20 protein-coding genes are annotated in these 23906 nt (G+C 70.9%); 8 read left to right on the top strand and 12 right to left on the bottom strand.

Annotated elements, in window-relative coordinates; genetic code table 11:
• Positions 1-955 precede the first annotated feature (955 nt).
• The gene (locus tag ABR737_RS18825) at positions 956-2170 is read left to right on the top strand and encodes a beta-ketoacyl-[acyl-carrier-protein] synthase family protein (protein WP_350251324.1); all 1215 of its coding nucleotides are present in this window, start codon (positions 956-958) and stop codon (positions 2168-2170) included.
• Positions 2171-2294: 124 nt separating this feature from the next.
• Here ABR737_RS18825 and ABR737_RS18820 read toward each other — a convergent pair whose 3' ends face one another.
• Positions 2295-3464, bottom strand: coding sequence for a glycosyltransferase (locus ABR737_RS18820; protein WP_350251323.1), 1170 nt, complete (start codon positions 3462-3464; stop codon positions 2295-2297).
• Positions 3464-6310: a bifunctional glycosyltransferase/CDP-glycerol:glycerophosphate glycerophosphotransferase gene (locus ABR737_RS18815; protein ID WP_350256839.1), complete on the bottom strand. Its 2847-nt coding sequence runs from the start codon at positions 6308-6310 to the stop codon at positions 3464-3466. The genes ABR737_RS18820 and ABR737_RS18815 overlap by 1 nt, the downstream gene beginning before the upstream one ends.
• Before the next feature lie 735 nt (positions 6311-7045).
• On the opposite strand from ABR737_RS18815, the gene ABR737_RS18810 reads away from it, so the two are divergent.
• The gene (locus tag ABR737_RS18810) at positions 7046-7906 is read left to right on the top strand and encodes a Bax inhibitor-1/YccA family protein (RefSeq protein ID WP_350251322.1); all 861 of its coding nucleotides are present in this window, start codon (positions 7046-7048) and stop codon (positions 7904-7906) included.
• Positions 7907-8050: 144 nt separating this feature from the next.
• On the opposite strand, the gene ABR737_RS18805 is transcribed toward ABR737_RS18810, so the two are convergent.
• The gene (locus ABR737_RS18805) at positions 8051-8278 is read right to left on the bottom strand and encodes a DUF4287 domain-containing protein (RefSeq protein WP_030088455.1); all 228 of its coding nucleotides are present in this window, start codon (positions 8276-8278) and stop codon (positions 8051-8053) included.
• Between the two features lie 98 nt (positions 8279-8376).
• On the opposite strand from ABR737_RS18805, the gene ABR737_RS18800 reads away from it, so the two are divergent.
• Entirely contained in the window at positions 8377-8736 is a 360-nt protein-coding gene (locus tag ABR737_RS18800; protein WP_350251320.1) for a hypothetical protein, read from the top strand.
• Positions 8737-8755: 19 nt separating this feature from the next.
• Here the strand turns inward: ABR737_RS18800 and ABR737_RS18795 are convergent, their stop codons facing one another.
• From ABR737_RS18795 to ABR737_RS18785, 3 genes are all read right to left on the bottom strand, one after another.
• On the bottom strand, positions 8756-9700 hold the full coding sequence (locus tag ABR737_RS18795) for a hypothetical protein (protein WP_350251319.1): 945 nt from the start codon (positions 9698-9700) through the stop codon (positions 8756-8758).
• 839 nt (positions 9701-10539) lie between these two features.
• Complete coding sequence (locus ABR737_RS18790) at positions 10540-11760, bottom strand: acetyl-CoA C-acetyltransferase (RefSeq protein WP_350251318.1); 1221 nt, start codon at positions 11758-11760, stop codon at positions 10540-10542.
• 236 nt (positions 11761-11996) lie between these two features.
• Entirely contained in the window at positions 11997-13010 is a 1014-nt protein-coding gene (locus tag ABR737_RS18785; RefSeq protein ID WP_350251317.1) for an SGNH/GDSL hydrolase family protein, read from the bottom strand.
• 197 nt (positions 13011-13207) lie between these two features.
• Between ABR737_RS18785 and ABR737_RS18780 the strand changes: the two genes are divergently transcribed.
• Entirely contained in the window at positions 13208-14596 is a 1389-nt protein-coding gene (locus ABR737_RS18780; RefSeq protein WP_350251316.1) for a cystathionine beta-synthase, read from the top strand.
• 426 nt (positions 14597-15022) lie between these two features.
• Here the strand turns inward: ABR737_RS18780 and ABR737_RS18775 are convergent, their stop codons facing one another.
• From ABR737_RS18775 to ABR737_RS18760, 4 genes are all read right to left on the bottom strand, one after another.
• On the bottom strand, positions 15023-15436 hold the full coding sequence (locus ABR737_RS18775) for a hypothetical protein (protein ID WP_350251315.1): 414 nt from the start codon (positions 15434-15436) through the stop codon (positions 15023-15025).
• Between the two features lie 40 nt (positions 15437-15476).
• Positions 15477-16889 carry a purine-cytosine permease family protein gene (locus tag ABR737_RS18770; RefSeq protein WP_350251314.1) on the bottom strand — a complete coding sequence of 471 codons (1413 nt, stop codon included), beginning with the start codon at positions 16887-16889 and terminating at the stop codon, positions 15477-15479.
• A 269-nt stretch (positions 16890-17158) separates the two neighbouring features.
• Entirely contained in the window at positions 17159-17716 is a 558-nt protein-coding gene (locus ABR737_RS18765) for a cysteine dioxygenase (protein ID WP_350251313.1), read from the bottom strand.
• Entirely contained in the window at positions 17713-18630 is a 918-nt protein-coding gene (locus ABR737_RS18760) for an amidohydrolase family protein (RefSeq protein WP_350251311.1), read from the bottom strand. The genes ABR737_RS18765 and ABR737_RS18760 overlap by 4 nt, the downstream gene beginning before the upstream one ends.
• Positions 18631-18934: 304 nt before the next feature.
• Between ABR737_RS18760 and ABR737_RS18755 the strand changes: the two genes are divergently transcribed.
• From ABR737_RS18755 to ABR737_RS18740, 4 genes are all read left to right on the top strand, one after another.
• Complete coding sequence (locus ABR737_RS18755) at positions 18935-19972, top strand: LacI family DNA-binding transcriptional regulator (protein WP_350251310.1); 1038 nt, start codon at positions 18935-18937, stop codon at positions 19970-19972.
• 279 nt (positions 19973-20251) lie between these two features.
• Positions 20252-20701, top strand: a complete 450-nt coding sequence (locus ABR737_RS18750) for a hypothetical protein (protein WP_350251309.1) — start codon at positions 20252-20254, stop codon at positions 20699-20701.
• A 49-nt stretch (positions 20702-20750) separates the two neighbouring features.
• Positions 20751-20912 carry a hypothetical protein gene (locus tag ABR737_RS18745; RefSeq protein WP_336050612.1) on the top strand — a complete coding sequence of 54 codons (162 nt, stop codon included), beginning with the start codon at positions 20751-20753 and terminating at the stop codon, positions 20910-20912.
• A 245-nt stretch (positions 20913-21157) separates the two neighbouring features.
• Positions 21158-22216, top strand: a complete 1059-nt coding sequence (locus ABR737_RS18740; RefSeq protein ID WP_502964487.1) for a sigma-70 family RNA polymerase sigma factor — start codon at positions 21158-21160, stop codon at positions 22214-22216.
• 22 nt (positions 22217-22238) lie between these two features.
• On the opposite strand, the gene ABR737_RS18735 is transcribed toward ABR737_RS18740, so the two are convergent.
• Positions 22239-23165 carry an ABC transporter substrate-binding protein gene (locus ABR737_RS18735; protein ID WP_350251307.1) on the bottom strand — a complete coding sequence of 309 codons (927 nt, stop codon included), beginning with the start codon at positions 23163-23165 and terminating at the stop codon, positions 22239-22241.
• A gap of 68 nt (positions 23166-23233) precedes the next feature.
• Positions 23234-23905, bottom strand: a complete 672-nt coding sequence (locus ABR737_RS18730; RefSeq protein ID WP_350251306.1) for an ABC transporter permease — start codon at positions 23903-23905, stop codon at positions 23234-23236.
• Between the last annotated feature and the right edge of the window lies 1 nt (position 23906).

The raw sequence follows: 23906 nt of genomic DNA, 5'->3' as shown, positions 1-23906 counted from the left end.
TAGACCCGAGGTCCCTGCCGCTCACCGGAACACGCCGGGAACGCAGGGACTTTGACGGTGCGGACGACGAGAGTCGCGCGCGAAAAACTGTGCCGGAAATATCCCGGGTTACCAAGTGAAGTGCCGCCATGGCGGTATCGGGCAAACGGCCCCGCAAGCCGCCCTGTTCGTACCGTGTTCGTGTGAATGGACCCCGCCCAGGGCCTGCTGAGGAGCCGTCAACTCGACGGCTGGTCAGCGGTCTTCAGGCGTACGGGCCGTCCCGTGTGCCGGACTGAGCCCACTGAAGAGACAGACGCCGGACGGTGCGGGCTCTCCGTCTTCGTGGCGCGGTGTTCGCCGTATGCGGCCGTCGAGGGGTGCGCTTCTGGCGCATACCCAAGGTAACTTGAATATTGGATTTCCCTGCCGTCGGTGAGTCCGGATACCCGGCACCGCGCACTTCCTCTCTTGCGCCATCCGGCCGGTGTGCCCGCCCCGATCCGGAAAGCGTCATGTCACTTCTCTTGCCGGGGCCCGCCTTTGTCTTCTTCGCGCCGGTTGCGGAACGGCGGACATGCCCGATGCCGAGGCCGGCCGCCGGACTTTCGGAGGTATTGCGGCGCGAAAGAAAAAGCGCCCCATCACCGTCGGACTCGAGGCGACTCGAGGCGACTCGAGGCGGCGCGAGGCGACGCGCGGCGAGGCGACGCCGTGCGGACGCGCGGAATGGGCCGGCAGGGCGGACGAACGGAACGGACGAACGGAACGGACGAGTAGAGCGGACGAGCGGAACGGACGCGGATCACGGTGGTCGTCCGGCGTTGAGGGCATGCCCGTTGTTGTGGGGGAGTGACAACTTCCCGCCGCTGAAATCGGTTTGCCCGCCCCCTGTTTGGCGAGCTCACCGCTGAGATGATCTCTACGGGCCCGCCATGGGCTTTGTGCGGTTTCTATGAGGTCAGAGGAGACGAAGATGACCGAGAACGGCCAGGTGCTGGTGACGGGTATCGGGGCGATGACTCCGGTCGGCGCCGATGCGTCCTCGTCCTGGTCGGGGCTGCTGGCGGGAGAGTCCGGGGTGCGCGCGCTGGAGGAGGAGTGGGCCATGGACCTCCCGGTGAGCGTCGCGGCCGGACTCACCGGGGATCCGGCCGCCGCGCTGCCGCGTACGGAGGCCCGGAAGCTGGACCGCAGCGAGCAGTTGGCGATACTCACCTCGCGCGAGGCCTGGCAGGACGCCGGTGCGCCCGAGGTCGAGCCCGAACGGCTGGCCGTGGTCATCGGCACCGGCACCGGCGGTGTGCTCACCACGCTCGGCCAGGACGACCTCTTCGAGAAGTCCGGGGCGCGCCGGCTCTCGCCCTTCGCGGTTCCCATGCTCATGCCCAACGGACCAGCCGCGTGGGTCAGCATGGACCTGGGCGCCAAGGGCGGGGCCAGGACGCCCGTCAGCGCCTGTGCGTCCGGTGCCGAGGCATTGGCGATGGGCCTCGACCTGCTCCGCGCCGGGCGGGTGGACGTGGTGGTCGCGGGCGGCGTCGAGGCCTGTCTGCACCCGTTCACCCTCGCCGCCTTCGCCCAGATGAAGGCGCTCTCCACGCAGTCCGCCGACCCGGAGTCGGTGTCCCGCCCGTTCGATGCGGCCCGCAGCGGCTTCGTCATGGGCGAGGGCGCGGGAATCATGGTCCTGGAGCGCGCCGGGTTCGCCCGGGCCCGCGGCGCCACCGCGTACGGCACGCTGGCCGGCAGCGCCGTCAGCTCCAGCGCGAACCACATCACGGCCTCCGACGCGGCGGGCCAGGTCCACGCCATCGAACTGGCCCTGCGCGATGCGGACCTGTCCCCGCGGGACATCGGCCATGTGCATGCCCACGCCACCTCCACCGAGTCCGGCGACCTGGCCGAGGCCGAGGCGATCGGCCGCGCGGTGGGCACCCATGCCTCTGTCACCGCCACGAAATCCATGACCGGCCACATGCTGGGTGCCTCCGGTGCGGTGGGCGCGATGGCGGCGCTGCTGGCGCTCAGGGACGGCGTGGCCCCCGCCGTCCGCAACCTCGACACCCTCGACCCGAGGATCGACCTGGACGTGGTGCAGGGCGAGAACCGCACCGGCCGCTGGAACGCCGCGCTGGCCAACTCCTTCGGCTTCGGCGGCCACAACGTGAGCCTGGTCCTGACCAAGTGACCCTATGGGGAGGGGCCGCCACGGATGACGTGGCGGCCCCTCCCGGCGCTCAGTTGCCGGCTCGGCGCCCGACGCCGTCAGCGCTTCACACCGTCAGCGCTTCACGGGCGGCAGCGCCCGTGCCTCAGCGCTCCACCAGCGTGAACAGGTTCTCCCAGCGGCCGACGATCTCGTCCGTGGAGAAGCGCTGGATGTTCTCCCGGGCCGCTTCGCCCATGGTGTCGCGGAGGTCCTTGTCGGACATCAGGGTGTCGAGATGCCGGGCGAATTCGGTGATGTTGCCCGGGGGAGCGAGGAGGCCGTCCACGCCGTCCGAGATGATCTCGTGGACGCCCGGTGCCACGTCGAACGCCACACACGGCACGGCCGTCGCCATGGCCTCCATGGGGGCCAGCGGGAAGCCCTCGCCGCGCGAGCTGAGGGCGAAGACCGCGCTCTCCCGCAGTGCGCCCGGCACATCGGCCGTCCGGCCCATCCAGGCGACCGTGTCCGCGATCCCCAGGTCCGCGGCCTGCTTGCGCAGCGCCTCCTCTTCCTCGCCGGAGCCGTAGACCCGCAGCGTCCAGTCGGGGTGCTGCGGCGCGACCTTGGCCCAGGCCTCCAGCAGCATGTCCACGCCCTTCTCCTCGTGGAGCCGGCCGATGCTGACCACATGCTTGCGGGAGCGGTCGGAGGGGACTTCCGGGAAGAAGGGCAGCGGGTTCGGCATGAAGCCGACATTGTCCATCCGCTGGCGGATCCAGCGGTCGGCGTCCTCCCGGGTGAGCGTCAGCATCCGGTCGACATCCGCGTAAAACCGCTTGACCCGGCCGAAGCGGGACGACCTACGGCAGGTTTCGAAGGATTCATGGCTCATACCGATCACGCTCAGACCGGCGGTGTCGGCCAGTGCCACCCACTCCATCGCCCACACCTGCGTGACGATCACCACGCCGCCCGGCTTCGCCGCCCGGAACAGCGCGCTCATCTTGGCCGCCTGCTCCCGCATACCGGCCTCGCGGGCGGCGTGGCGGCGCTGCTCGACGACGTTGAGCTTGCCCTTGAGGCCTCGAAGGGGGCGGACGGACGGCGGGTGCTGGGAGTAGAGCGTGGTGGTCTTGAACGGCAGGTCGGCCGCCAGCTCGTGGACCCGCCCCTCGGGGGGCGGCACCACGCCGACGAGGTGCACCCGGTGGCCCCGCTCGCTGAACAGGCGCGCCAGCTGGTGCGACCAACTGGTGACGCCACCCACCTCGTTGACGCTGTTGGAGACGAAGAAGATGTCCCGCGGCTCGGCTGCGTACGACTCGGTCATCAACGGCTCCACTGCGCGAAAAACTGATCGACGATGCTCTGGGCGGCGTTGCCCTGGTCGTATTCCCCGAACTTGGCGACGAATTCCTTGCGGCTCTTCGCGTATTCCGACGACTGCGACTCGAAGGTCTTGATCGCCTGGTGGAAATCGTCCTCGGTGCGGACCACCGGGCCCGGTGCGTGCTCCAGCAGATCGAAGTAGGTGCCACGGCCCTCGTGCACATACTCGTCGTAGTCGTAGGTGAAGAACACCAGCGGCCGGTCGAGCAGCGCATAGTCGAACATCACCGAGGAATAGTCGGTGATCAGCCCGTCGGCCAGCTCCAGCACCGGGGTCACATCGTGGTGCGCCGATACGTCGATGACCCGGCCCTGCACGGTCGGCGGCAGCACCACATGATTGAGGTAGTGCGAACGCACCAGGAGGACATAGCGGTCGCCGAACCGGTCGGCGAAACGCTCCACGTCGAAGGGCAATTCGAAGCGCCCGTGCCGGCCGCCGGCCTTACGGAACGTCGGCGCGTAAAGCAGCACGGTCTTGTCGTCGGGAATGCCCAACTTCGCTGCCAGCGGCCCGCGTTCACGCACGCCCAGGTCCGCCTCCCGCTGCCGGGCGCGCACCAGCGCGTCGTTGCGCGGGTACCCCACCCGCAGCAGCGTCTTCTCCTTGAGCCGGAAGGCCCTGGCGAGGGTGTGCACATCGTGCTCGGAGCGGATCAGGAACCGGTCGAAGCGGTCCAGCGAACGCTGCTGCTCCTCCTGCTGCTGCCGGGTCTGCGCCTTCAGCGCCGGCTGGTCGAAGCCCATGTTCTTCAGCGCCGAGCCGTGCCAGGTCTGGAGGTAGGTGGTCTCCGGGCGCTTGGTGAGCTTGAGCGGGTAGCTCTGGTTGTCCACCCAGAACTCGGCCTGTGCCAGCGCCTTGAGGTAGGGCAGCGACCAGCGCTTGACGAGCGTGGCGTCCTTGGGGAAGCCCTTGGGGGACCCGGCGTACGACCAGATGGCCTCGAACTCCAGGCCCTGCCGGCGCATCTCCTCGTAGAGGGCCCGCGGACTGTCGCTGTACTGCTTGCCCAGGTGGCTTTCGAAGACCACCGTGCGCTTCTTGACCGGCAGCCGGCTGAACACCTCGTGATAGGCGCGGATCTTGTTGTCGCCCGAGAGGACCTTGCCGCGCAGCGCCTTCGCCTTGCGGTAGCCGGTCTTGGCCAGCGTCCCCGGCTTGCCGTGCACCCCGCGGGTGATCAGTTCCTGTACGCGCTCGGCCTTGTCGCCCTCGCTGACCAGGCGGAATGCCAGATGCCCCTTGGCCGAGACATGCGGTTCCAGGTGGTCGGCGACCATCCGGGTCAGCCGCGGCCGCACCGGCAGCGCCCCGGACAGTGCGGTGTCGGCGACGGTGAGCCGGCTCGTGGTGCGCACGCCGTCCACCTCCAGGCGCAGCCGTACGTCCCAGATGGTGTCGACGATGCCCAGCGGGCGCAGCTTCGCGGTGAGGTCGGCGACGGCCTCCCAGTGGACGGCGTCCCCGTCGTGGCGCACCTCCTGCACCGGGAAGTGGAAGGACTGCAGGCTGCGCCGCCGGGCGCTGAACTCCAGCTGGGCCTTGAGCCGCGCACCGGGCGGGATGACACCGAGCGGGTTGGTGATCTTGCCGGTCAGCGAGATGGCCCGGCCGGATTCGCTGAAGCCGGTGAGCTGATTGCGCAGGAACAGCTGGTTGACCGGCTTCTCGTGGTAGCCGATGTCGGTCACGTCCAGGATCTCGCGCCCGAACGCATCGTCGAAGTGGCCGCCGCACCAGTAGATCCGGCCGTCGTGTTCGACCAGCGGCGAGGAGAGCTTGTTGCGGTTGATGAGCGTGTCGACCGCCGGGATCAGGTTGCCCCAGTCACCCTGCTGGAGCAGATACGCACAGATGGCCTGTATCGGCTGGACGTGCTCGTACGCCTCGGGGGCCACGCCGGCGAGGTATTCCCGGGAGAGCTCGGCGAATTCCCGGCGGTAGGCCTCGTCCCGGAACGGCAGATCCCGCAGATGCAGCACCAGGTCGTGCTTGAGGAATTTGACGTCCTTGGCGAGCTTCATCTCGGTCAGCCCGCGCTCGGCCAGCATGGCGTCGATCCGCCGGTGGACCTCCAGCCGGTGGACGTAATTCGTCATCTCGTGCCGGCGGTTTGTCACCGACTTCACGGTGCCCTGCGTGTGGACATTCCAGAAATAGACCTGATTGGGGATCAGGGTGATGCGTTTTGCGGCGAGGTAGGCATCGGCGATAAACAGCAGGTCCTCGTAGAACAACCCCTTGGCGAAGTGGAGATTGTGCTCGATGAGGAATTCACGCCGGTAGCACTTGTTGGTGGAGAGGGTGTCCCACACGAACAGGTCCGGAAATTCCGTTACGGAATCAATGGTCCGGGTGGTGGAATACAGCCAGGAATACCACTCGTCCCGCTTCTGATTGCGGGTGTCCACGTGCAGTCGTACACACTGGCCGGAAACGATATCGGAGCCGGTTTTCTCGGCGGCCTCCAGCATATTCCGGCACGCATTGGGTTCCAGGACGTCATCGCTGTCCAGGAACATGACGTAGCGGCCCCGGGTGTGCTGGATGCCGGCGTTGCGCGGCTCGCCGCACCCACCGCTGTTCTCCGGCAGCTGGAAGGCTCTGGCCCGCCCTGGGTGATCAGCGGCGAGTCGTTGCGCCACTTCGAAAGAACGGTCGGTGCTGCAGTCGTCGACGATCACCACCTCGACGTCCCGGAGCGTTTGATCCAGCACGGACTGAACCGCGGTCGGCAACCGGTCGGCGTCGTTGTAGACGATGACGACTACTGAGACGTCAGGCACAGGCACCTCAACCCTCTTTCGCTACTGTTTCCCGCCAGAATAGCCCTATCTGCACCCCCGGATTACAACTGATCGCGTCCATGGCGCTACGGACGGTGAGTCGCGGGAGAGTGGTAAGGGGTACTCCGGCGTTCGGATCTTGACCATGCGTCAGCCCTGCAGATCCACCCGCCGGGGCAGGATCCGGCCGGCAGGGAAGACGGGTCCCCCCGGGAATCGGTTGCCTGTCGTGCCATGTGACGTCCGTTGCGATCAGACATTTATCGGATTCCGTGCGAAGTGGTCCGGGGAGGGAGTCCCCGGGGCGGCAGACGGAAATGGCAGTTCGGGCACGGCGACCGCACGCGATGACAACCGACGGCGACAAGAGGGCGACAAGAGAGCGGCAAGAGAGCGGCAAGAGAGCGACGAGAGAGCGATGAGAGAGCGACAAGAGCGCGACGGGACACGGCAAGAGCACGGCAAGACCACAGTAAGAGCACGGCACGAGATCGAATATCCGGAATGGCGGGGACGAGGGCGGGGGGACGGTGTAGCGGCAGGGTCGCCCGGCCCGTCGCGTGCCACCTGTCCGGACCCGCGCCGGGCACCTCTCCGCCCTCTCGAACGTCCTCCTCACGGAGGAGGTGTCCGGGCGGGTTCGGGGAAAGATCCTGCTCGAGAACTAGCGACGCCCCTTTGCCAAGCCATTACGCTTGCCGTCGAGGCCGCGCAGGGCGGCCATGGAGGAGTGAGATGAGGAGCAGCAACCCGGTCTTCTCGCGACGGGGGTTCAGCCGCGCCACCGGCTACGCGGGCTTCAACGCACCGCCGCAGGCCGGGGCCGCCGCGAACCCGTACGCCGGAGCCAACCCCTACGCGCAGGGCGGCAACCCCTACGCCCAGGACCAGCAGCAGGTAACCCAGGCACCGCCGCAGTACAGCCCGCAGACCCGCCCGATGACGATGGACGACGTCGTCATGCGTACCGGCATGACGCTCGGCACGCTCGTCGTGGGCGCCACCGTCGGCTGGCTGTTCCTGACCGGGAGCCTCGGCTTCGCGTTCGGCGCCGCCCTGGTCGCGATGGTGCTGGGCGTCATCCAGTCCTTCAAGCGCACGCCGTCGCCCGCCCTCATCCTCGGGTACGCGGCGCTGGAGGGCCTCTTCCTCGGGGCGCTCAGCGGCTTCATCAACGACCTGCCGAAGCTGCACGGCGCCCCCATGCAGGCGGTGCTGGGCACGATGGCGGTGTTCGTCGCCATGCTGGTCGCCTACAAGACGCGGATCATCCGGGTCACCGCCCGGTTCACCCGCTTCGTGATCATCGCGGCCCTCGGCTTCTTCCTGCTGTCGATGGTCAACGTCCTGTTCATGGTGTTCAGCGGGGGCGACGGCCTCGGCTTCCGCAGCGGCGGCCTGGGCATCGTCTTCGGCATCGTGGGCGTGGTCCTCGGCGCGCTCTTCCTGGCGCTGGACTTCAAGCAGGTCGAGGACGGTGTCGCTTACGGCGCGCCGCGCGAGGAGTCCTGGCTGGCGGCGTTCGGCCTGACCACGACCCTGGTGTGGATCTACGTGGAGATGCTCCGGCTGATCTCCATCCTCCGGGGCGACTGACCCCGGACGACGCCGGGCGCGCAAGGCGCCGTACGCGGCCGCTGCGCCGTACGACGGGCCCGCGGGCACATGCCCGCGGGCCCTTCGGCGTGGTGAATGAGGAGTGTCCCGATCCGGACCGGGGCGGGGCCCCGTCACCGCGGATCAGAACTTGCGCGCGGCGCGCCTGAGGTCGTGTTCATGGACAATTGCCTTGGCATGGCCGTAGGCGAGGTTGTGCTCGCCACGGAGCCAGCTGACCTTTTCGTCGAAGCGGAAGAGAGCGGGGCCTTCCTCAACGGTGCGGAGCCAGTCGGAGATTTCCCGGCCGGTGCAGTGCGGGATACGGGAGAGCATGTTCCGGTGGGTCTCTTCTGAGAAGAGCTGAGACATCGGCGCCTCCGGACGCGGTCGATGCTGGTTCTTCAGCCCACCGTGCCTGAGCGTTCGGGCGTTGGCAACCACCCCGGGGTGGCGCATAGGCTCACGGCGTGCTTGACGTGACCCCCTTGCAGACCGCCGTGGACGCCCTCGCCGACCGGCTCCGATCGCTGCCGCAGAGCAGGCTCCACCAGGGTGCCGCGGCCGAAGGCCTGGCGCTGGCACGGCAGTTGGCGACCCGCGCGCAGCTGATCGAGCGGCCGGGCGAGCCCCCGCGGGAGCTGCCGGACGCCGGGGTGTTCGCGGCCGGCGACCAGCTGGCGGTGGCCGGCCACGACCTTGTCGAGGCCCTGCGCGGCGCGGCGGTGCGGATGGCCGGCGCAGCGGGGGATTCTGACGCGAAAAGGGCCCCCGCCGACGAACTGGCGGAGGCCGTGCGATGCGTCCGGGCGGCGGCGGAACGCTGCTGACGCGGACCGCCGCGCCGGGTCAGAGCGAGGCGATGACGCGGTCGGCGAGGATGTAGACGCTCTCCTCGCGGCTCTCGCCCCAGGAGAAGGTCAGCGCGTAGGCACCGGAGATACCGGAGCCGCCCAGCAGTACGGGCGTGCGCCCCGCCTGCAGTGCGCCGGCCACGCGCTCCGCGGTCTCGCGCTGCCCGGGGGTCAGGCAGAGCGTGGTGCCGTCGGTGAAGACGTAGACGTCCAGGGTGCCCAGCGGGCCGGGGCGGACGTCCGCGAGCGGGGTCGCCAGCTGCGCCAGTTCCTCCAGGCGCGCGACGGTGCGCTCGTGATCACTGATCACCGGGGACGGGGAGAAGTCGGGGTGCGAGGGGTGGCGCCGGCGCGCGGCGGCCAGCTCGGCGGACTCGGTCTCCTCGACCGGCTCCAACTCCGGCGCGTCCAGGGCGTCCATGGACTCCAGCGCGTCCATCGCCTCCAGCGCGTCCGGGCCCAGCAGCGGCTCCAGCCCGGCGAGATCCGCCTGGCGGGGCAGGAACGGCTGGATGTCGAACCGGTCGGCATCCAGGCGCTCGGGCAGCTCGCGCTGGTCGGCGCGGCCGTCGAGGAGTTCGTCGCCGAGTCCGGCGAGACCGCCCAGCAGCGACGGGGCGTCGGCGGCGTCCCTGACCTCCTGCGCGGCCCAGAAGGCGCGGGCCTCGGCCAGTTCGCGTTCCCGCTCCTCGGCCAGGGCATCGGCGACGGCGGCACGTATGTCGGCGAGCGGGGTCTCGGCGGCGCGGGCGGCCGGGATGGCCGCCGCGGCCGGGTGCACCGTCCCGGTGCCCGCGACGGCGTCCTGCCGGGCCGCGCCGAGCTCGGCGTGCAGCTCGGCGAGCTGGCGGCGCAGGCCGCGGGCGGTGTGCAGGGCGGCGGCGCCCAGCGCCACGGCGACGGCCGCGGCCAGCAGCAGGACGAGGGTGGTGACGCTCATGCCGAAACCTCTCTTCGTTCGGTCCCGCACGGGCGAGACGCGCACCCATGGGGGATGCGCCCCCGGCCGGTGGCCGAGGGGTCCCCCGGGTGACGCTCGCTCATGCGTCCTCCCCACTTCGCTCGGCGGCCCTCACCTCTTCGCACGGGCCGCGCATCGGTACGTGGACTTCACCCCGGCCTTCGGCCGGGGTGACCCCCTTGATGCGCTCGCTGACGGGATCACTCCTGGTAGCGCCTCGCTCACCGGCGTACTCCCGTTAGCAGAATGTTCTCCGACTTCCTACATCAGGCTGCCGGTGGTCGGCGACCGCTCCGGGTGCACTATGTACCGAAAAGGAGGGGAGCCGGGGGCTCGTTCGCCCGGACGGACCCCTGCTGACCTGCAAGAACGCCTCTCCCCCAGGGCGTTGGTCACAATCCTGGGGGAGATTGGGTCGCGATCTCGTTAACGAGTGGCGCAGGTCACGCCATGTCGCCGCCCGTATCCGGGCGACAGCGATGGGTGTGCGCCGGGCGGTAGTTGGTCCGTTTTGTCGCGCTCCCTCGCGAGCGGCGCGAGGGCGGGCGCATGCGCTCGCGCACGAGCCGGGTCGTCACCGTGTGCTACGAACCGGGGGGCTGGGAGGGCCGGGAGGGTTTGTGGTCGCGGTCGCGGTCGCGCTGAGCTTCGCCTCCGCTGCGGGCAGGTGCCGGGCACTCGTACCTCGCGCCCGACCCTCCGCTACAGCTCAGCTCAGCTCAGCCGCGCGTGTTCATGGTCGCGCTGAGCTTCGCTTCCGCTGCGGGCGGATGCCGGGTACTCGTTCCTCGCACCCGACCTCCACCCTCCGCTACAGCTCAGCTCAGCCGCTCGATGACCATCGCCATGCCCTGGCCGCCGCCGACGCACATCGTCTCCAGGCCGAACTGCTTGTCGTGCCACTGGAGGGAGTTGATGAGCGTGCCGGTGATGCGGGCGCCGGTCATGCCGAAGGGGTGGCCGACGGCGATGGCGCCGCCGTTGACGTTCAGGCGGTCCAGGTCGATGCCCAAGTCGCGGTAGGACGGGATCACCTGGGCGGCGAACGCCTCGTTGATCTCGACCAGGTCGATGTCGGAGACCGAGAGGCCGGCCCGCCGCAGCGCCTGCTTGCTGGCCTCGACCGGGCCGTAACCCATGATCTCGGGGGAGAGGCCGGAGACGCCGGTGGAGACGATCCGGGCCAGCGGGGTCAGGCCCAGCTCGCGCGCCTTGATGTCGGACATGATGACCAGCGCCGCGGCACCGTCGTTCAGCGGGCAGCAGTTGCCGGCGGTCACCAGGCCGTCGGGGCGGAAGACCGGCTTGAGGCCGGAGACGCCCTCGACGGTGACGCCGGCGCGGGGGCCGTCGTCCTTGGCGACGACCGTGCCGTCCGGCAGCGTGACCGGGGTGATCTCCCGCTCCCAGAAACCGTCGTTGATCGCCTTCTCGGCGAGGTTCTGGGAACGCACGCCGAACTCGTCCATGTCCTGGCGGGTGACGCCCTTGAGGCGGGCGAGGTTCTCCGCGGTCTGACCCATGGAGATGTACGCGTCCGGGATCAGGCCGTCCTCGCGCGGGTCGTGCCAGTCGGCGCCCTCCTGCTCGGCGCGCGCCGCGGTGCGGGCCTCGGCGTCGGCGAAGAGCGGGTTGTGGGTGTCCGGCAGGCCGTCGGAGCTGCCCTTGACGCTGCGCGAGACGGTCTCGACGCCGGCCGAGATGAAGACATCGCCCTCGCCGGCCTTGATGGCGTGCAGCGCCATGCGGGTCGTCTGGAGGGAGGAGGAACAGTAACGGGTGATGGTGCAGCCCGGGAGGTGGTCCATCCCCATCTGGACGGCCACGATGCGGCCGAGGTTGTGGCCCTGCTCGCCGCCGGGGAGGCCGCAGCCGAGCATCAGGTCGTCGATGTCCTTGGGGTCCAGCTCGGGGACCTTGGCGAGGGCGGTCTCGATGATCTTCGCGGTCAGGTCGTCCGGCCGCAGATCCTTGAGCGAACCCTTGAAGGCGCGGCCGATCGGGGAGCGGGCGGCTGAGACGATCACGGCTTCGGGCATCACACGGCTCCAAGTGCGCGGGAAATGGGCGGACTGTGAGGGAAGTTACCTGCACGTAGTGCTGAGGTCACGGGGTCCGTGCTGTGATGCGGGCCTCTTTTCTAAGCGGGCGCTTATGGGAACGAGGAGGGGCCGCGGAGTATTCCCCGCGGCCCCGGCCCTGAGGGGGTCTCCCTCGCCTACCGCCTACCGCCTACCGCCTACCGCTGCCCGGCGGGTGCCGGGCGGCCGCCCCGTCACGGGGTGACCGCGGACGGGTCCGTCGGCTCCGGGGCCGGGAGCTGGCGGCGCCTGCGGTGCTTGAGCAGCGCCCAGGGGGCGCGAGAGGCCGTGACCTCCGTGCCGCCCTCGGAGGCCGCCTCGGCGGCCGCCTGCTCGACCGGGAGCAGACCCTCGCCGCGGGCGGGCTCCGGCTGCTCCTTCTCCGGCCACAGGCCGAGCGAGGCACACAGCGTCGGCAGCACGGCCATCGCGGCGGTGGCATAGCCCTCTGCCGACGGGTGGTAGTTGTCCGGCCCGAACAGCTCCCGTGGACGCGCCTCGAATTCGGGGCCGAGCAGGTCGCCGAGCGAGACCGTACGGCCGCCGCTCTCGACCACCCCGATGGTCTGGGCCGCGGCGAGCTGCCGGGAGAGCCGCCGGGCCACCCAGCGCAGCGGCTGGTAGACCGGCTCGATGGTGCCCAGGTCCGGGCAGGTGCCGACGACCACCTCGCAGCCTGCCGCACGCAGTGCGCGCACCGCCTCGGAGAGATGGCGGACGGACTGTGCGGGCGGCATCCGGTGGGTGACATCGTTCGCGCCGATCATGATGACGCAGACGTCCGGGGTCTCGGTGCCGTCCGTCAGCATCAGCTCCACCTGGCGGGCCAGGTCGTCCGACTGTGCGCCGGGCAGCGCCACATTGCGGAAGTCGACGGGCAGCTCGGAGAGCGCGGCCAGGCCGGAGGCGAGCAGCGCGCCGGGGGTCTGGCGGGCGCGGTGGACGCCCTGGCCCGCGGCGGTGGAGTCGCCGAGGAAGCCGAGCCGCAGCGGCGGGTGGTCGGTGCGGTGGTCGAAGGCGGCGCCGTAACGGCCGTCGGCGCACGGCGGAATGTCGCTGGAGCCGCCGACCGTACGGCGTGCCAGCCGGACCTCGGTCAGCAGCACCCCGACGGTGGCCACCCCGAGCAGCCCGATCCCGCCGCCGCCGAAAGCGGCGGCGGTCGCGATCCGCCGGGCCACTCTGGCCCTGGACATCGTCATCGGCATGGGCCGGGCACCTCCCCGCGCAGTGCGGGCGCGCCCTGGCACCGGAGGCCGGACGCGCTCTTGAATCGGCAAGAACTCCTACAACAGGGTGTTGCCCGTTCCTGCACGGAACGCAACGCGGGCCTCCTCTAACGGACCCGGGCAATAGGCTGGCCGCACGGGCGCAGGAGAGCGTGCCCCTGACCGCGGAGACCACCGTGCAGTTTTACGATTCGATGATTGAGCTGGTCGGCAACACCCCGCTCGTGCGGCTCAACAACGTCACTCGAGGGATCCAGGCCACCGTCCTGGCGAAGGTCGAGTACTTCAACCCCGGCGGGTCGGTCAAGGACCGGATCGCCGTGCGGATGATCGAGGCCGCCGAGCAGTCGGGTGAGCTGCAGCCCGGCGGCACCATCGTCGAGCCGACATCCGGCAACACCGGTGTGGGCCTGGCGATCGTCGCCCAGCAAAAGGGTTACAAGTGCATCTTCGTCTGCCCGGACAAGGTGTCCATGGACAAGATCAACGTGTTGCGGGCCTACGGTGCGGAGGTGGTGGTCTGCCCGACCGCCGTCGACCCCGAGCACCCGGACTCGTACTACAACGTCTCGGACCGGCTGGTGCGCGAGACGCCCGGTGCCTGGAAGCCGGACCAGTACAGCAACCCGAACAACCCGCGCTCCCACTACGAGACCACCGGTCCCGAGCTGTGGGAGCAGACCGGGGGCCGGATCACCCACTTCGTGGCGGGTGTCGGCACCGGCGGCACGATCAGCGGCACCGGCCGCTATCTGAAGGATGCCAGTGACGGCAAGGTCAAGGTGATCGGCGCCGACCCGGAGGGCTCCGTCTACAGCGGCGGCTCCGGGCGCCCGTATCTGATCGAGGGCGTCGGCGAGGACTTCTGGCCGACCGCCTACGACCGCACCGTCGCGGACGAGATCGTGGCGGTCTCGGACAAGGACGCCTTCCAGATGACCCGGCGGCTCGCCAAGGAGGAGGGCCTGCTGGTCGGCGGCTCCTGCGGGATGGCCGTGGTGGGTGCGCTGGAGGTCGCCGCCAAGCTCGGCCCGGACGACGTGGTGGTCGTCCTGCTGCCGGACAGCGGCCGCGGCTACCTCTCCAAGATCTTCAACGACGAGTGGATGGCCGACTACGGCTTCCTGGAGGAGGGCGGCGCCGCCGCCCGGGTCGGCGAGGTGCTGGAGCACAAGGAGGGCGCGCTGCCCTCGCTGGTGCACATGCACCCGGAGGAGACCGTCGGCGAGGCGATCGAGGTGCTGCGCGAGTACGGCGTCTCGCAGATGCCGATCGTCAAGCCGGGCGCCGGGCACCCGGACGTGATGGCCGCCGAGGTCGTCGGCTCGGTCGTCGAGCGCGAACTGCTCGACGCGCTGTTCACCCAGCGCGCCTCGCTGACCGACCCGCTGGAGAAGCACATGTGCCCGCCGCTGCCGCAGGTCGGCTCCGGCGAGCCGGTCGCCGATCTGATGGCGGTCCTGGAGAGCGCGGACGCGGCGATCGTCCTCGTCGAGGGCAAGCCGAAGGGCGTGGTGAGCCGGCAGGACCTGCTGGCCTATCTGGCGCGCGAGGCCGGCAAGTAGCGACGGGACCCGGCGGCCGGGGAGTGGGGCGGTGACCGTCCCGCTCCCCGGCCGCTGTCCCGTTTTGCACCTGTCACGGCGTCAAACGGACGTCAGGAAACCGGGTGTCACCGCACGGTGTACGTATGCGTCATGTGCTCGCAGCACGGGCTTAACACGCGTCGGGCAGATTGATGTCACGGCGACAAGGACCTCCGGAGCGGCTCCCGGACCTCCACCGTCGCCACCGGATGCGACGACCGGCTTCACCCGGAACGCGTCCCGTGCGGGGACCGCCGTCGTCCCGCCCCCGGCAGCGCCGGGGTGCGTCGGTCCCCGCACCTTCCGGTTCCCGCCGAAGCCTTCGGGCCGCTGTGGGCTTCAGACTCCCGTGGCCTTCGGGCTCGCGGCTTTCGGGCTCCCGCAGTCTTCGGCCCCGTGCAGGCTTCAGTCCCCTGCGTCGTCGCGGCGGTCCGTGCGTGAGCGCACCAGCCTGTGCAGCCCGCCGCCCTGTACGGCGTTGACGCCGACGATCCCGGCCCAGCACATCAGCAGTCCCGGTTGCCCCGCCAGGCTCGCGGCGATCGCGGACAGCGGCACGGCCAGCACCAGCGAGAGCGCGGCGAGCCCGAATCGCTCCCAGGAGAGCGGGCCGCCGCCCCCGGGGCGCGGTGGCCGGGCGCCGCGGGCCACCTGGACCTGCTGTTCGGCGAGTTGCCGCCGCACCCGCTGGTCGACGCTCCGCTCCAGCTTCTCCAGGAAGGACTCCAGAAGCTCCGACTCGTACTCCGGCCCCAGTTCCTTGCGCGTCTGGAGGGTCGCGTCGAGTTCCTTGCGCAGCTCGGGGTCATGGGTCGCCATGCCCCGAGAATACGGACGCCGGGCGGGCGGCGCGGTAGGGCTAGCCCCCCGATCCGGCTGGATTCAGCTCCTCCTGGGGCGCTGCCGGTCCGACCGTGCGGGCGGTGTCGCGGCGGGCGGTCAGCCAGTACAGGACGGCCGGTACGGCGAGACCGACGAGCCAGGAGATATCGGCGCCGCCGAGCGGTGCCACCAGCGGGCCGGTGTAGAAGTGCGTGGCCAGGAACGGGAGCTGGGCGAGCACCCCGAGGACGTAGACCGTCAGCGCCCGCACGTTCCAGGCGCCGTAGCGTCCTGCGGGGTCGCTGAGCGCCGGGATGTCGTAGCGCTCCTTGGAGATCAGGTAGTAGTCGACGAGATTGATCGCGGACCAGGGTGTGAAGAAGGTCAGCAGGAAGAGCAGGAAGTCCTTGAAGGATGTCAGGAACGAGTCCTTGCCCAGGAGGGCGACGGCGGTGCCGGCCACCATGATCCCGGCGATGTAGGCGGAGCGGCCGCGCGGCGTGAGGGTGCGCTGTCCGCGGAAGCCGCTGACGCTGGTGACCAGCGACATGAACCCGCCATAGGTGTTGAGGATGTTGATGGTGAGTTTGCCGAGGGCGAGGGCGAAGTAGAGGACCGAGGCGATCAGGCCCGCGCCGCCCAGGCCGACGATATAGCTGACCTCGTGCCCCACGAAGGCCGCGGGCGCCGCGGCGGCGGCCAGCGCGCCGAACGTCATCGACCACTGCGAGCCGAGCACCGAACCGGACAGCGTCCACCAGAACGTGGCGCGCGCCGAGGTGTGCCGCGGCAGGTAGCGCGAGTAGTCCGCGACGTACGGGCCGAACGCCAGCTGCCAGGAGGCCGAGAGCGAGACGGCGAGCAGGAAGACCGGCAGCGCGAAGCGGTGGTCGGCGAGGAGCGTGCCGAGGTCGGTGCGCTGCAGCAGCCGGATGCCGAGGTAGACGAAGGTCAGTGCGCAGACCAGGCCGGCGATCTTGCCGAGGGTGTGGATCAGGCGGTAGCCGACGGCCGCGGCCACGGCGGTGACCGCGGCGAACAGGACGATCCCGGGGGTCTCGCCGAGGTGCGTCAGCTCGCCGACGGCCTGCCCGGCCAGCACGCTGCCGCTGGCGAAGAAGCCGATGTACATCACGATGACCAGCGCCAGCGGGACCACCGCGCCGCGCACCCCGAACTGGGCCCGCGAGGTGATCATCTGCGGCAGTCCGAGCCGCGGTCCCTGGGCGGAGTGCAGCGCCATCACCGCACCGCCCAGGAGGTTGCCGAGCAGCAGCCCGATCAGCGACCAGAAGGCGTTCGCCCCGAAGACGACGGCCAGCGCGCCGGTGATGACGGCGGTGATCTGGAGGTTGGCGCCCAGCCAGAGCGTGAACTGGCTGACCGCGCTGCCGTGCCGTTCGTCGTCCGGAACGACGTCGATGGAGCGCCGTTCGACCACACCTGCCATGAGTCCGCCTCGCATTGCCGCCTGTATGGATTCATTCAGGATCGATGGCAGTGAATGGAAGGTCAATAGGTGCGGGAGTAATTCGTGGTGGCGGGGGTGGGGCCGGGGTGTCGGCGGCTGGGCTGATCGGTGGCCGGGCCTGTCGGCGGCCGACAGGCCCGGGCGGCCTGCGGCCACCGGCGGTCGGGTGCCGGGGCGCGGCACTCCTGCCGCCGGGAGCCGGGCCGCGGGCCGACCGACCCGGGTGCCGAAGTGCCCGGCCCGGCCGTTCAGGCCGCGGTGGTCCCGTCCGTCGGCCGCAGCTCGTCCGCGTAGGAGACCGAGACCCGTCGCATCAGCCCGTCCGCGGTGATGTCGTACTGGCCCAGCCGCCACAGCGGCGGTGAGTAGGCGTGCACCGACACCGCATCGTCACTCGCCCCGGTGAGCCGGTGGATGTGGTCCGGGCCGAAGGCGAAGGAGGAGCCCGCGTCGACCGCGGTGGCCAGGTGCTCGCCGCCGATCCGCGGGTTGGACTCGGTCAGTACGCCCTGGACGACCCGGACCGCCCCGGAGGAGAGGTCGTGGTCGTGCCAGCCGGTGTCGTTCTGCCGGGTCCAGCACAGCAGCCAGACATCGACGAACTCGTCGCGGTGCAGGGAGGCGTAGTGGCGCTCGGTGTCCGAGAAGGCGACCTGTTCACGCCACAGGTCCGGGCGGGTGGCGAGCTGCTCGACCAGGTCCTGCAGCTCGCGCTTGTCGAGGTTGCGCTCGGGCAGTGCGGTGAACGGCTCCTCGCCGTCGGGGACCTCGCGGGCGGTGGCGGCCAGGGAGGTGCGGTACGTCATGGGCGGGCTCCTTTCGTCGGGCCCAGCAGGCGGGCCGGGTTGGCGGTGCGCAGGGCGTGGACGGCGGCCTGTGCGCCGAGGTCGGGGAGGACGGGTTCGGCATAGGGGCGGTCGCTGCCGCTGACGACGACGTCGATGCCCGCGGCCCGGACGAGTGCGTCGACCGCGCGGGTGCCGTACGAGGAGGTCTCGTAGAACGCGTTGCAGTCCACCCGGCCGCGGTCCCGGCCGCCGCCACGGGCGACCAGCCGCTCGCCGTGCAGCGGGGCCAGGCCGGCCAGGGCCGCGAAGCAGACCCGCAGGTCGGGGTGGCGTGGCCGGCCGAAGGCGCGGAACGCGAACCACGAGGCGTGCAGCTGCTGGAGGTACGGGACCAGGGCGGGCCACCAGGCCGGCGCGTCCCGGTCTGCGGGCGGGGCCGGGCCGGGGTGGACGAACAGCGGCGCGTCCCGCTCGGCGGCGGCGTCCAGCAGCGGTGCGCAGCGGGCCCACCCCGCGGCGTCGAGCAGCGCGGTGGCGGGCAGCTGTAGCCCCACGCAGCCGCGGGCCAGCTCGCGCCGCAGCGCGTCGGGGTCCGGCTCGGGAGCGGACAGGCAGGCCGAGGCCCAGACGCCGAAGGGGGCGGGCAGGTCCAGCGTGCCGTCGTGGAAGGCGTCGAGCAGGGGTGCGGCCTCGGCGGGCGGCAGATATTCGATGCCGAGCGGGCTGGAGAGCGACACCAGGGCCAGGTCGAGGCCGTCGGCGCGGGCGAGCCGGGCGCGGGCCGCGATGTCGTGGTCGGCGGGGTCGACGGCGTACGGGGGCTCGCCCGGCAGGTGCAGCGTCCAGCCGTCCAGCCGCGGCGGCGTACTGCGGGACCGCAGCAGCTCGAGGAATGCGGGCGGCCAGATGTGCTGGTGGACGTCGGTGGGCACGGGCCTCCCTCGGGGTGCGGGGCGGGGTGCGGGCGGTGGTGCAGGCGGCGGGGCGGCGCACGCGTCGTGGTCCGCGCCCTGGACCGTTTGCTCAACCGCTTCACTTAACCGTTTAACTGATGCGTTTAAGTGAAGCGCTTAACCGCGAGGGCTGTCAAGGGCCTGCCGGGTCCGGCAGGCCGTCGCTGTCCCCGGCGGCAGGCCACTGTCGTCCCCGTCAGCCCGTTTCCGTCCCCGGGGTGCCGCCCGATGGGCCGTTCCGTCGTGACCGGCTGCCGCGCCCTCCTTGGGTAGGCTTCCGCACATGGCCAGGCCCAATAAGCGCACCACCCTCCGCGAGGTGGCCGAGGCCACCGGCCTCTCCACCGCGGCCGTCTCCTACGCGTTGCGGGGCAAGCACGTCTCCAAGGAAACCGAGGAGCGGGTGCGCAAGGCCGCCGCCGAGCTCGGCTACGAGGCCGACCCCATCGCCCGCGCCCTCGCCAGCGGCCGTACGAGCACGGTCGGGGTGCTCGCCGGCGATCTGCAGGATCTGTGGCAGCAGCAGCTGATGGCGGCGATAGGGCGTGAGCTGCTGGCCGGCGACCGCTATGCGCTGATCCTCGACGCGGGCGGCGACCCCGGGCGGGAGCTGTCCCTCGCCAAGCAGCTGCGCGACCAGCGGGTGGACGGCCTGCTGGTCTCGCCGGTCGACCCGTCCGCCGAGGGCTGGTCGGCGATCGCCGACGCCGTGCCGGTGGTCTCCATCGGCGACGCCCTGAGCCGCGCCCGTACGGCGGGCGAGGTGCTTTTCGACAACCGGGCGGGCATCGATGCCGTCCTGGACTACCTCCGGGGGCTGGGGCACCGCAGGGTCACCGTGCTGACCCCCACCGGCCCCTCCACCCCCGACCGCCCCGCCGACGTCTATGTGCGCGAGGCCGCCGACCGCCTCGGCATCGAGGCCGAAGTCCTGCCCTGTCCGCAGGAGTTGGGCGAGGCGACGGCGGTGGCCCGCCGGGTCCTGGCCAACAGCCCGGACGGCCGACGGCCGGCCGGTCCCGTCCCGGTCACCGCCGTCTTCTGCTTCTCCGACTCCATCGCCTACGGCGTCTACGCGGCCGCCGCGGAGGCCTCTCTCACCGTCGGCCGTGACCTCTCGGTCGTCGGCTTCGACGACCACCCCGTCTCCCGGGTCCTCACCCCGCCCCTGACCACCGTCGACTGGGGCCTGAGCGAGATCGCCAAGGAAGCTGCCCGCCTCGCGGTCGCCGCCATCGAGGGCCGCCGGGTCCGCCGCAAGCGCATCCTGTGCGCCCCGCGCCTCTCGGAACGGGGGTCGGCGGTGGCGGTGCGGCGGTAGCCGGCGCCCGAAGGGCCGCCCCGGGCCCCGCCGGTGGCGCACCGTCAGCTCGCGCGAGGGTCGAACTGCCCCGTAAGCGGCTGCGTTTACCCCGAAATTACTCGCTATGGATCTTGCATTTGCGACGTCACCCATAGGCTGATCACGGAATCGATCCACACGGGGAAACGGGGATATATGAGGTTCCGTAAGACCGCTGCGACCGCACTCACCGCACTGACTTTTGCGGGGATGGCAGGTCCCGCCTCCGCGCACAGTGCGCCGCATTCCGCGAAATCGGTGAGTTCCGTCAAGGGCTTCAAGCTGAAGTCGCTCCGGTCGCCGGACGGCAAAACGCTGACGGCCACCCTTTCCATGCCCGCCGGCTACCACTTCACCGTGGCCGGCAAGAAGCTGGAGCTGGTCGGCCCCGGCCATCGGACGGTGGGCCGGCTGGGCACCGCCATCAAACTGAAGAACGGCAAGACGGCGCACGTCAGCTACCGGGCCAAGGGCGCCACGGTGACCGTGCGGGCGACCCGTAGCTTCCGGGATCTCGGCGTCACCGCGCGGAGCGTGGCGGCCGAGAGCTACTCCCAGTGCGCCAACGACAAGATCAAGGATTATGTGGTGTCCGGTGGGATAGGCGGCTGCATAGCAGGCGCCGAGACCGGGTGTGCCGCGGGCGCCACGGCGGGGGCTTTCGGCGGCCTGGTCTCCGGCGCGGTGCTGTCGCTTTCCGATTGCTGATGCCGGGCAAGGAACTGAGCAACGAATTGGGCAAGAAAATGGGCAAGGAATGAGGAAGGCGCTGATCGCCGGAGTTCTCGCGGTCGTGGTCGTTTTCGCGCTCACGCACACGGTGTTCTCCGGATTGACGGAACCTGCCCGGCTCGGGCTGAGCATCGTGGCCGGAGCGGTCGTCGGAGGGGTACTGCGCGGCGTGCAGCTGCGCAGATGACCTGAGACGCGGAGGCGGGCCGGGCCGTGGTGTCCGGCCCGCCTTTGCGCTGTTCTCCCGCATCGGGCGCGTGGGGCTCCCGCGCCCGGCCGGCGGGGGCTCCCACGTCGTGTGCCCGGGTTCTCTCCCGCGTCCGGCCCCCGGCTGCGGAGCCCCGTGCCGGGGAGCAGACTGGTGCCGGATGCTCCGGTACCGTCGGGCGCGTGTGCCGGTGGTCGGCCGACGGGCGGATGGGCGGGTCCTCGATGAAACGGTCCTCGACGAGTGACGCGACGGTGGACGGCGGAGCCGTGCCGGCGGACGGCGGCGCAGGATCCGCGCCCCGGAGGGAGCCCGTGTCCCGGAAGGAGCCCGCGGACCGCCTGGAGGCCCACCGCACCGAGCTGACCGGCTACTGCTACCGGATGCTGGGCTCGGCGTTCGAGGCCGAGGACGCCGTGCAGGAGACGATGGTGCGGGCCTGGCGGGGCTACGACCGGTTCGAGGGACGGGCGTCCCTGCGGTCCTGGCTCTACCGGATCGCCACGAATGTGTGCCTGGACCTGCTCAAGGGTGGTCAGCGCCGGGCCAGGCCGATGGATCTCGCCTCCCCGTCGAGCGTGGACACGCCGGTCGGCCCGGGGCTGCCCGAGGCGACCTGGATCGGGCCCGTACCGGACCAGCGGGTGCTGGCGTCCGCGGCGGACCCGGCGGAGACCGCCGTCGCCCGGGAGTCGGTCCGTCTGGCGTTCATCGCCGCGCTGCAGCGGCTGGCGCCCCGGCAGCGGGCGGTGCTGATCCTCCGGGAAGTGCTCAGCTGGTCGGCGAGTGAGGTCGCCGAGCTGCTGGGAAGCTCGGTCGCCTCGGTGAACAGCGCTCTGCAGCGGGCCCGCGCGACCCTCGCCGCCTCCGGCGACACCGCTGCCGACGTGGCGCAGCAGCCGCTGGACGACGCCCAGCAGGCGCTGCTGCGGCGCTATGTCGACGCCTTCGAACGCTTCGACATGGACGCGCTCACGGCCGTGCTGCACGAGGACTCCACGCTGTCCATGCCGCCGCTCGAACTGTGGCTGCGCGGCCGCGACGACATCGTGAAGTGGATGCTGGGGCCGGGCTGTGGCTGCGAGGGCTCACATCTGGTGCCGGTCGCGGCGAACGGCCGGCCGGCGTTCGGTCAGTACCGCGCGGACGGCGAGCCCTGGGCGATCCAGGTCATCGAGACGGCGGACGGCCGGATCACCGCGCTGCAGTGCTTCCTGGACACCGAGCGGCTGTTCCCGCTGTTCGGCCTGCCGCTCCGCTACGGCGGCCTGCCGCCCGCGTGAGGCCTGCGGCCGCCGCCGGGGCTCAGCTCAGCTTGTGCTTCTTCAGCCAGGCGTCGGCCACCCGGTCCGGGTCCTGCTTCTCCTTGTCGACGAGGCGGTTGAGCTCGGTGAGGTGGGCGGTGGTGAGGGTGTTGCCCAGACGGGCCAGGGCCTTGCGGACCTTGGAGTCCGCCTTGCGGGCGGCGATCAGCGGGACGATGTGCTGGGCGGGGATGAGGTGCTGGGGGTCGGCGAGCAGGACCCAGCCGTTCGCCGCGGTGTCGACGTCCGTGGTGAAGACATTGGCGATGTCGATGTCGCCCTTCTTCAGCGCGCCCTTGACCAGCGGTCCGGAGGAGTCCAGCGCTTTGAACTCCTTGAATTCCACCCCGTACCGGTCCTTGAGGCCGACGAGCCCGACGACCCGCTTCTTCATCTCGGCGGCCGCGCCGAACACCAGCTTGCCGTTGGCCTTGCGCAGGTCGGCGAGCGTCTTGAGGCCGTAGCGGTCGGCGGTCGCGCGGGTCACCGCGAAGCTGTCGCGGTCCTCGGCGGCCGCGTAGGGCAGGATTTCGAGGCCGTCGGGGAGCACGGTGGCCAGCGCGTTCTGCATGGCGCCCGCCTCGGTCTCGGTGGCCTTCTTGTCGAGGTAGAGCAGCAGACTGCCCTGGTACTCGGGGAGCAGGTCGATATCGCCGGAGCGCAGCGCGGGGACCACGATCTCGCGGGAGCCGAGGTTGGGCTTGACGGTGGCCTTGACCCCGGCGGCGGTCAGCACGCCCGCGTAGAGGTAGCCGAGGATCTGGTTCTCGGTGAAGTTGGCGGTGCCGATGACCAGTCCGCCGGTGCTGCTGCCGCTGTCGCCGCCGGCGCCGTCCCCCTTGAGGGAGGTGATGCCGGAGGAACAGGAGGCCAGCAGCGGGGCCGAGGCGCCGGCGAGGAGAGCGGTCAGGGCGGTACGACGGTTCATGGGCGGGGCTCCTCGGTGCGTACGTAAGGGGCGGGGCGGCGGGTGCTCAGCATCCGGGCGGCGGGTGCTCAGCGCGCGGTGGCCGGGCGGCCGCGGAACAGCAGCCGGGTCAGCCCGCCCAGCGCCAGGTCGGCGACGACGGCGAGCACGGCGACCAGGGCCGCACCGCCGAGGACCTGCACCAGGTCGCGCTGCGCCAGCCCGTCGAAGACATAGCGGCCCAGCCCGCCGAAGCTGACATAGGCGGCGATGGTGGCGGTGGCGACGACCTGCACGGTCGCCAGCCGTACGCCGGTCATGATCAGCGGGAGCGCGAGCGGGAGTTCGACCTGCCACAGGACCTGGCGGCCGCGCAGCCCCACGCCCTTGGCGGCGTCCTTGACCTCGGGGTCGACGGCGGCCATCCCCGCGTACGTATTGGTGATGATCACCGGCACGGCGAGCGCGACCAGCGACACATACACCGGCCACACGCTCAGCCCGCCCGCGAGGAAGACCAGGGTGACCAGGCCGACGGTGGGCAGCGCCCGGCCGAACGAGGAGAGGTTGACGGCGAGGAAGGCGCCCCGGCCGGTGTGCCCGATGAGCAGGCCGATGGGCAGCGCGATCACGGCCGCGGCGAGGGTGGCGAGCACCGAGTACTCCAGGTGCTCCAGGACGCGTGCGGCGATGCCCTCGGGGCCCGACCACTGGGCCGGACTGGTCAGCCAGGAGGCGAGGTTCTTCAGGAGTTCGAGCATC

It is taken from the genome of Streptomyces sp. Edi2 (assembly GCF_040253635.1).
GTDB lineage: Bacteria > Actinomycetota > Actinomycetes > Streptomycetales > Streptomycetaceae > Streptomyces.
Note: the sequence above shows the minus strand (reverse complement) of the source record. Positions and strands in the feature narration are given on the sequence as shown.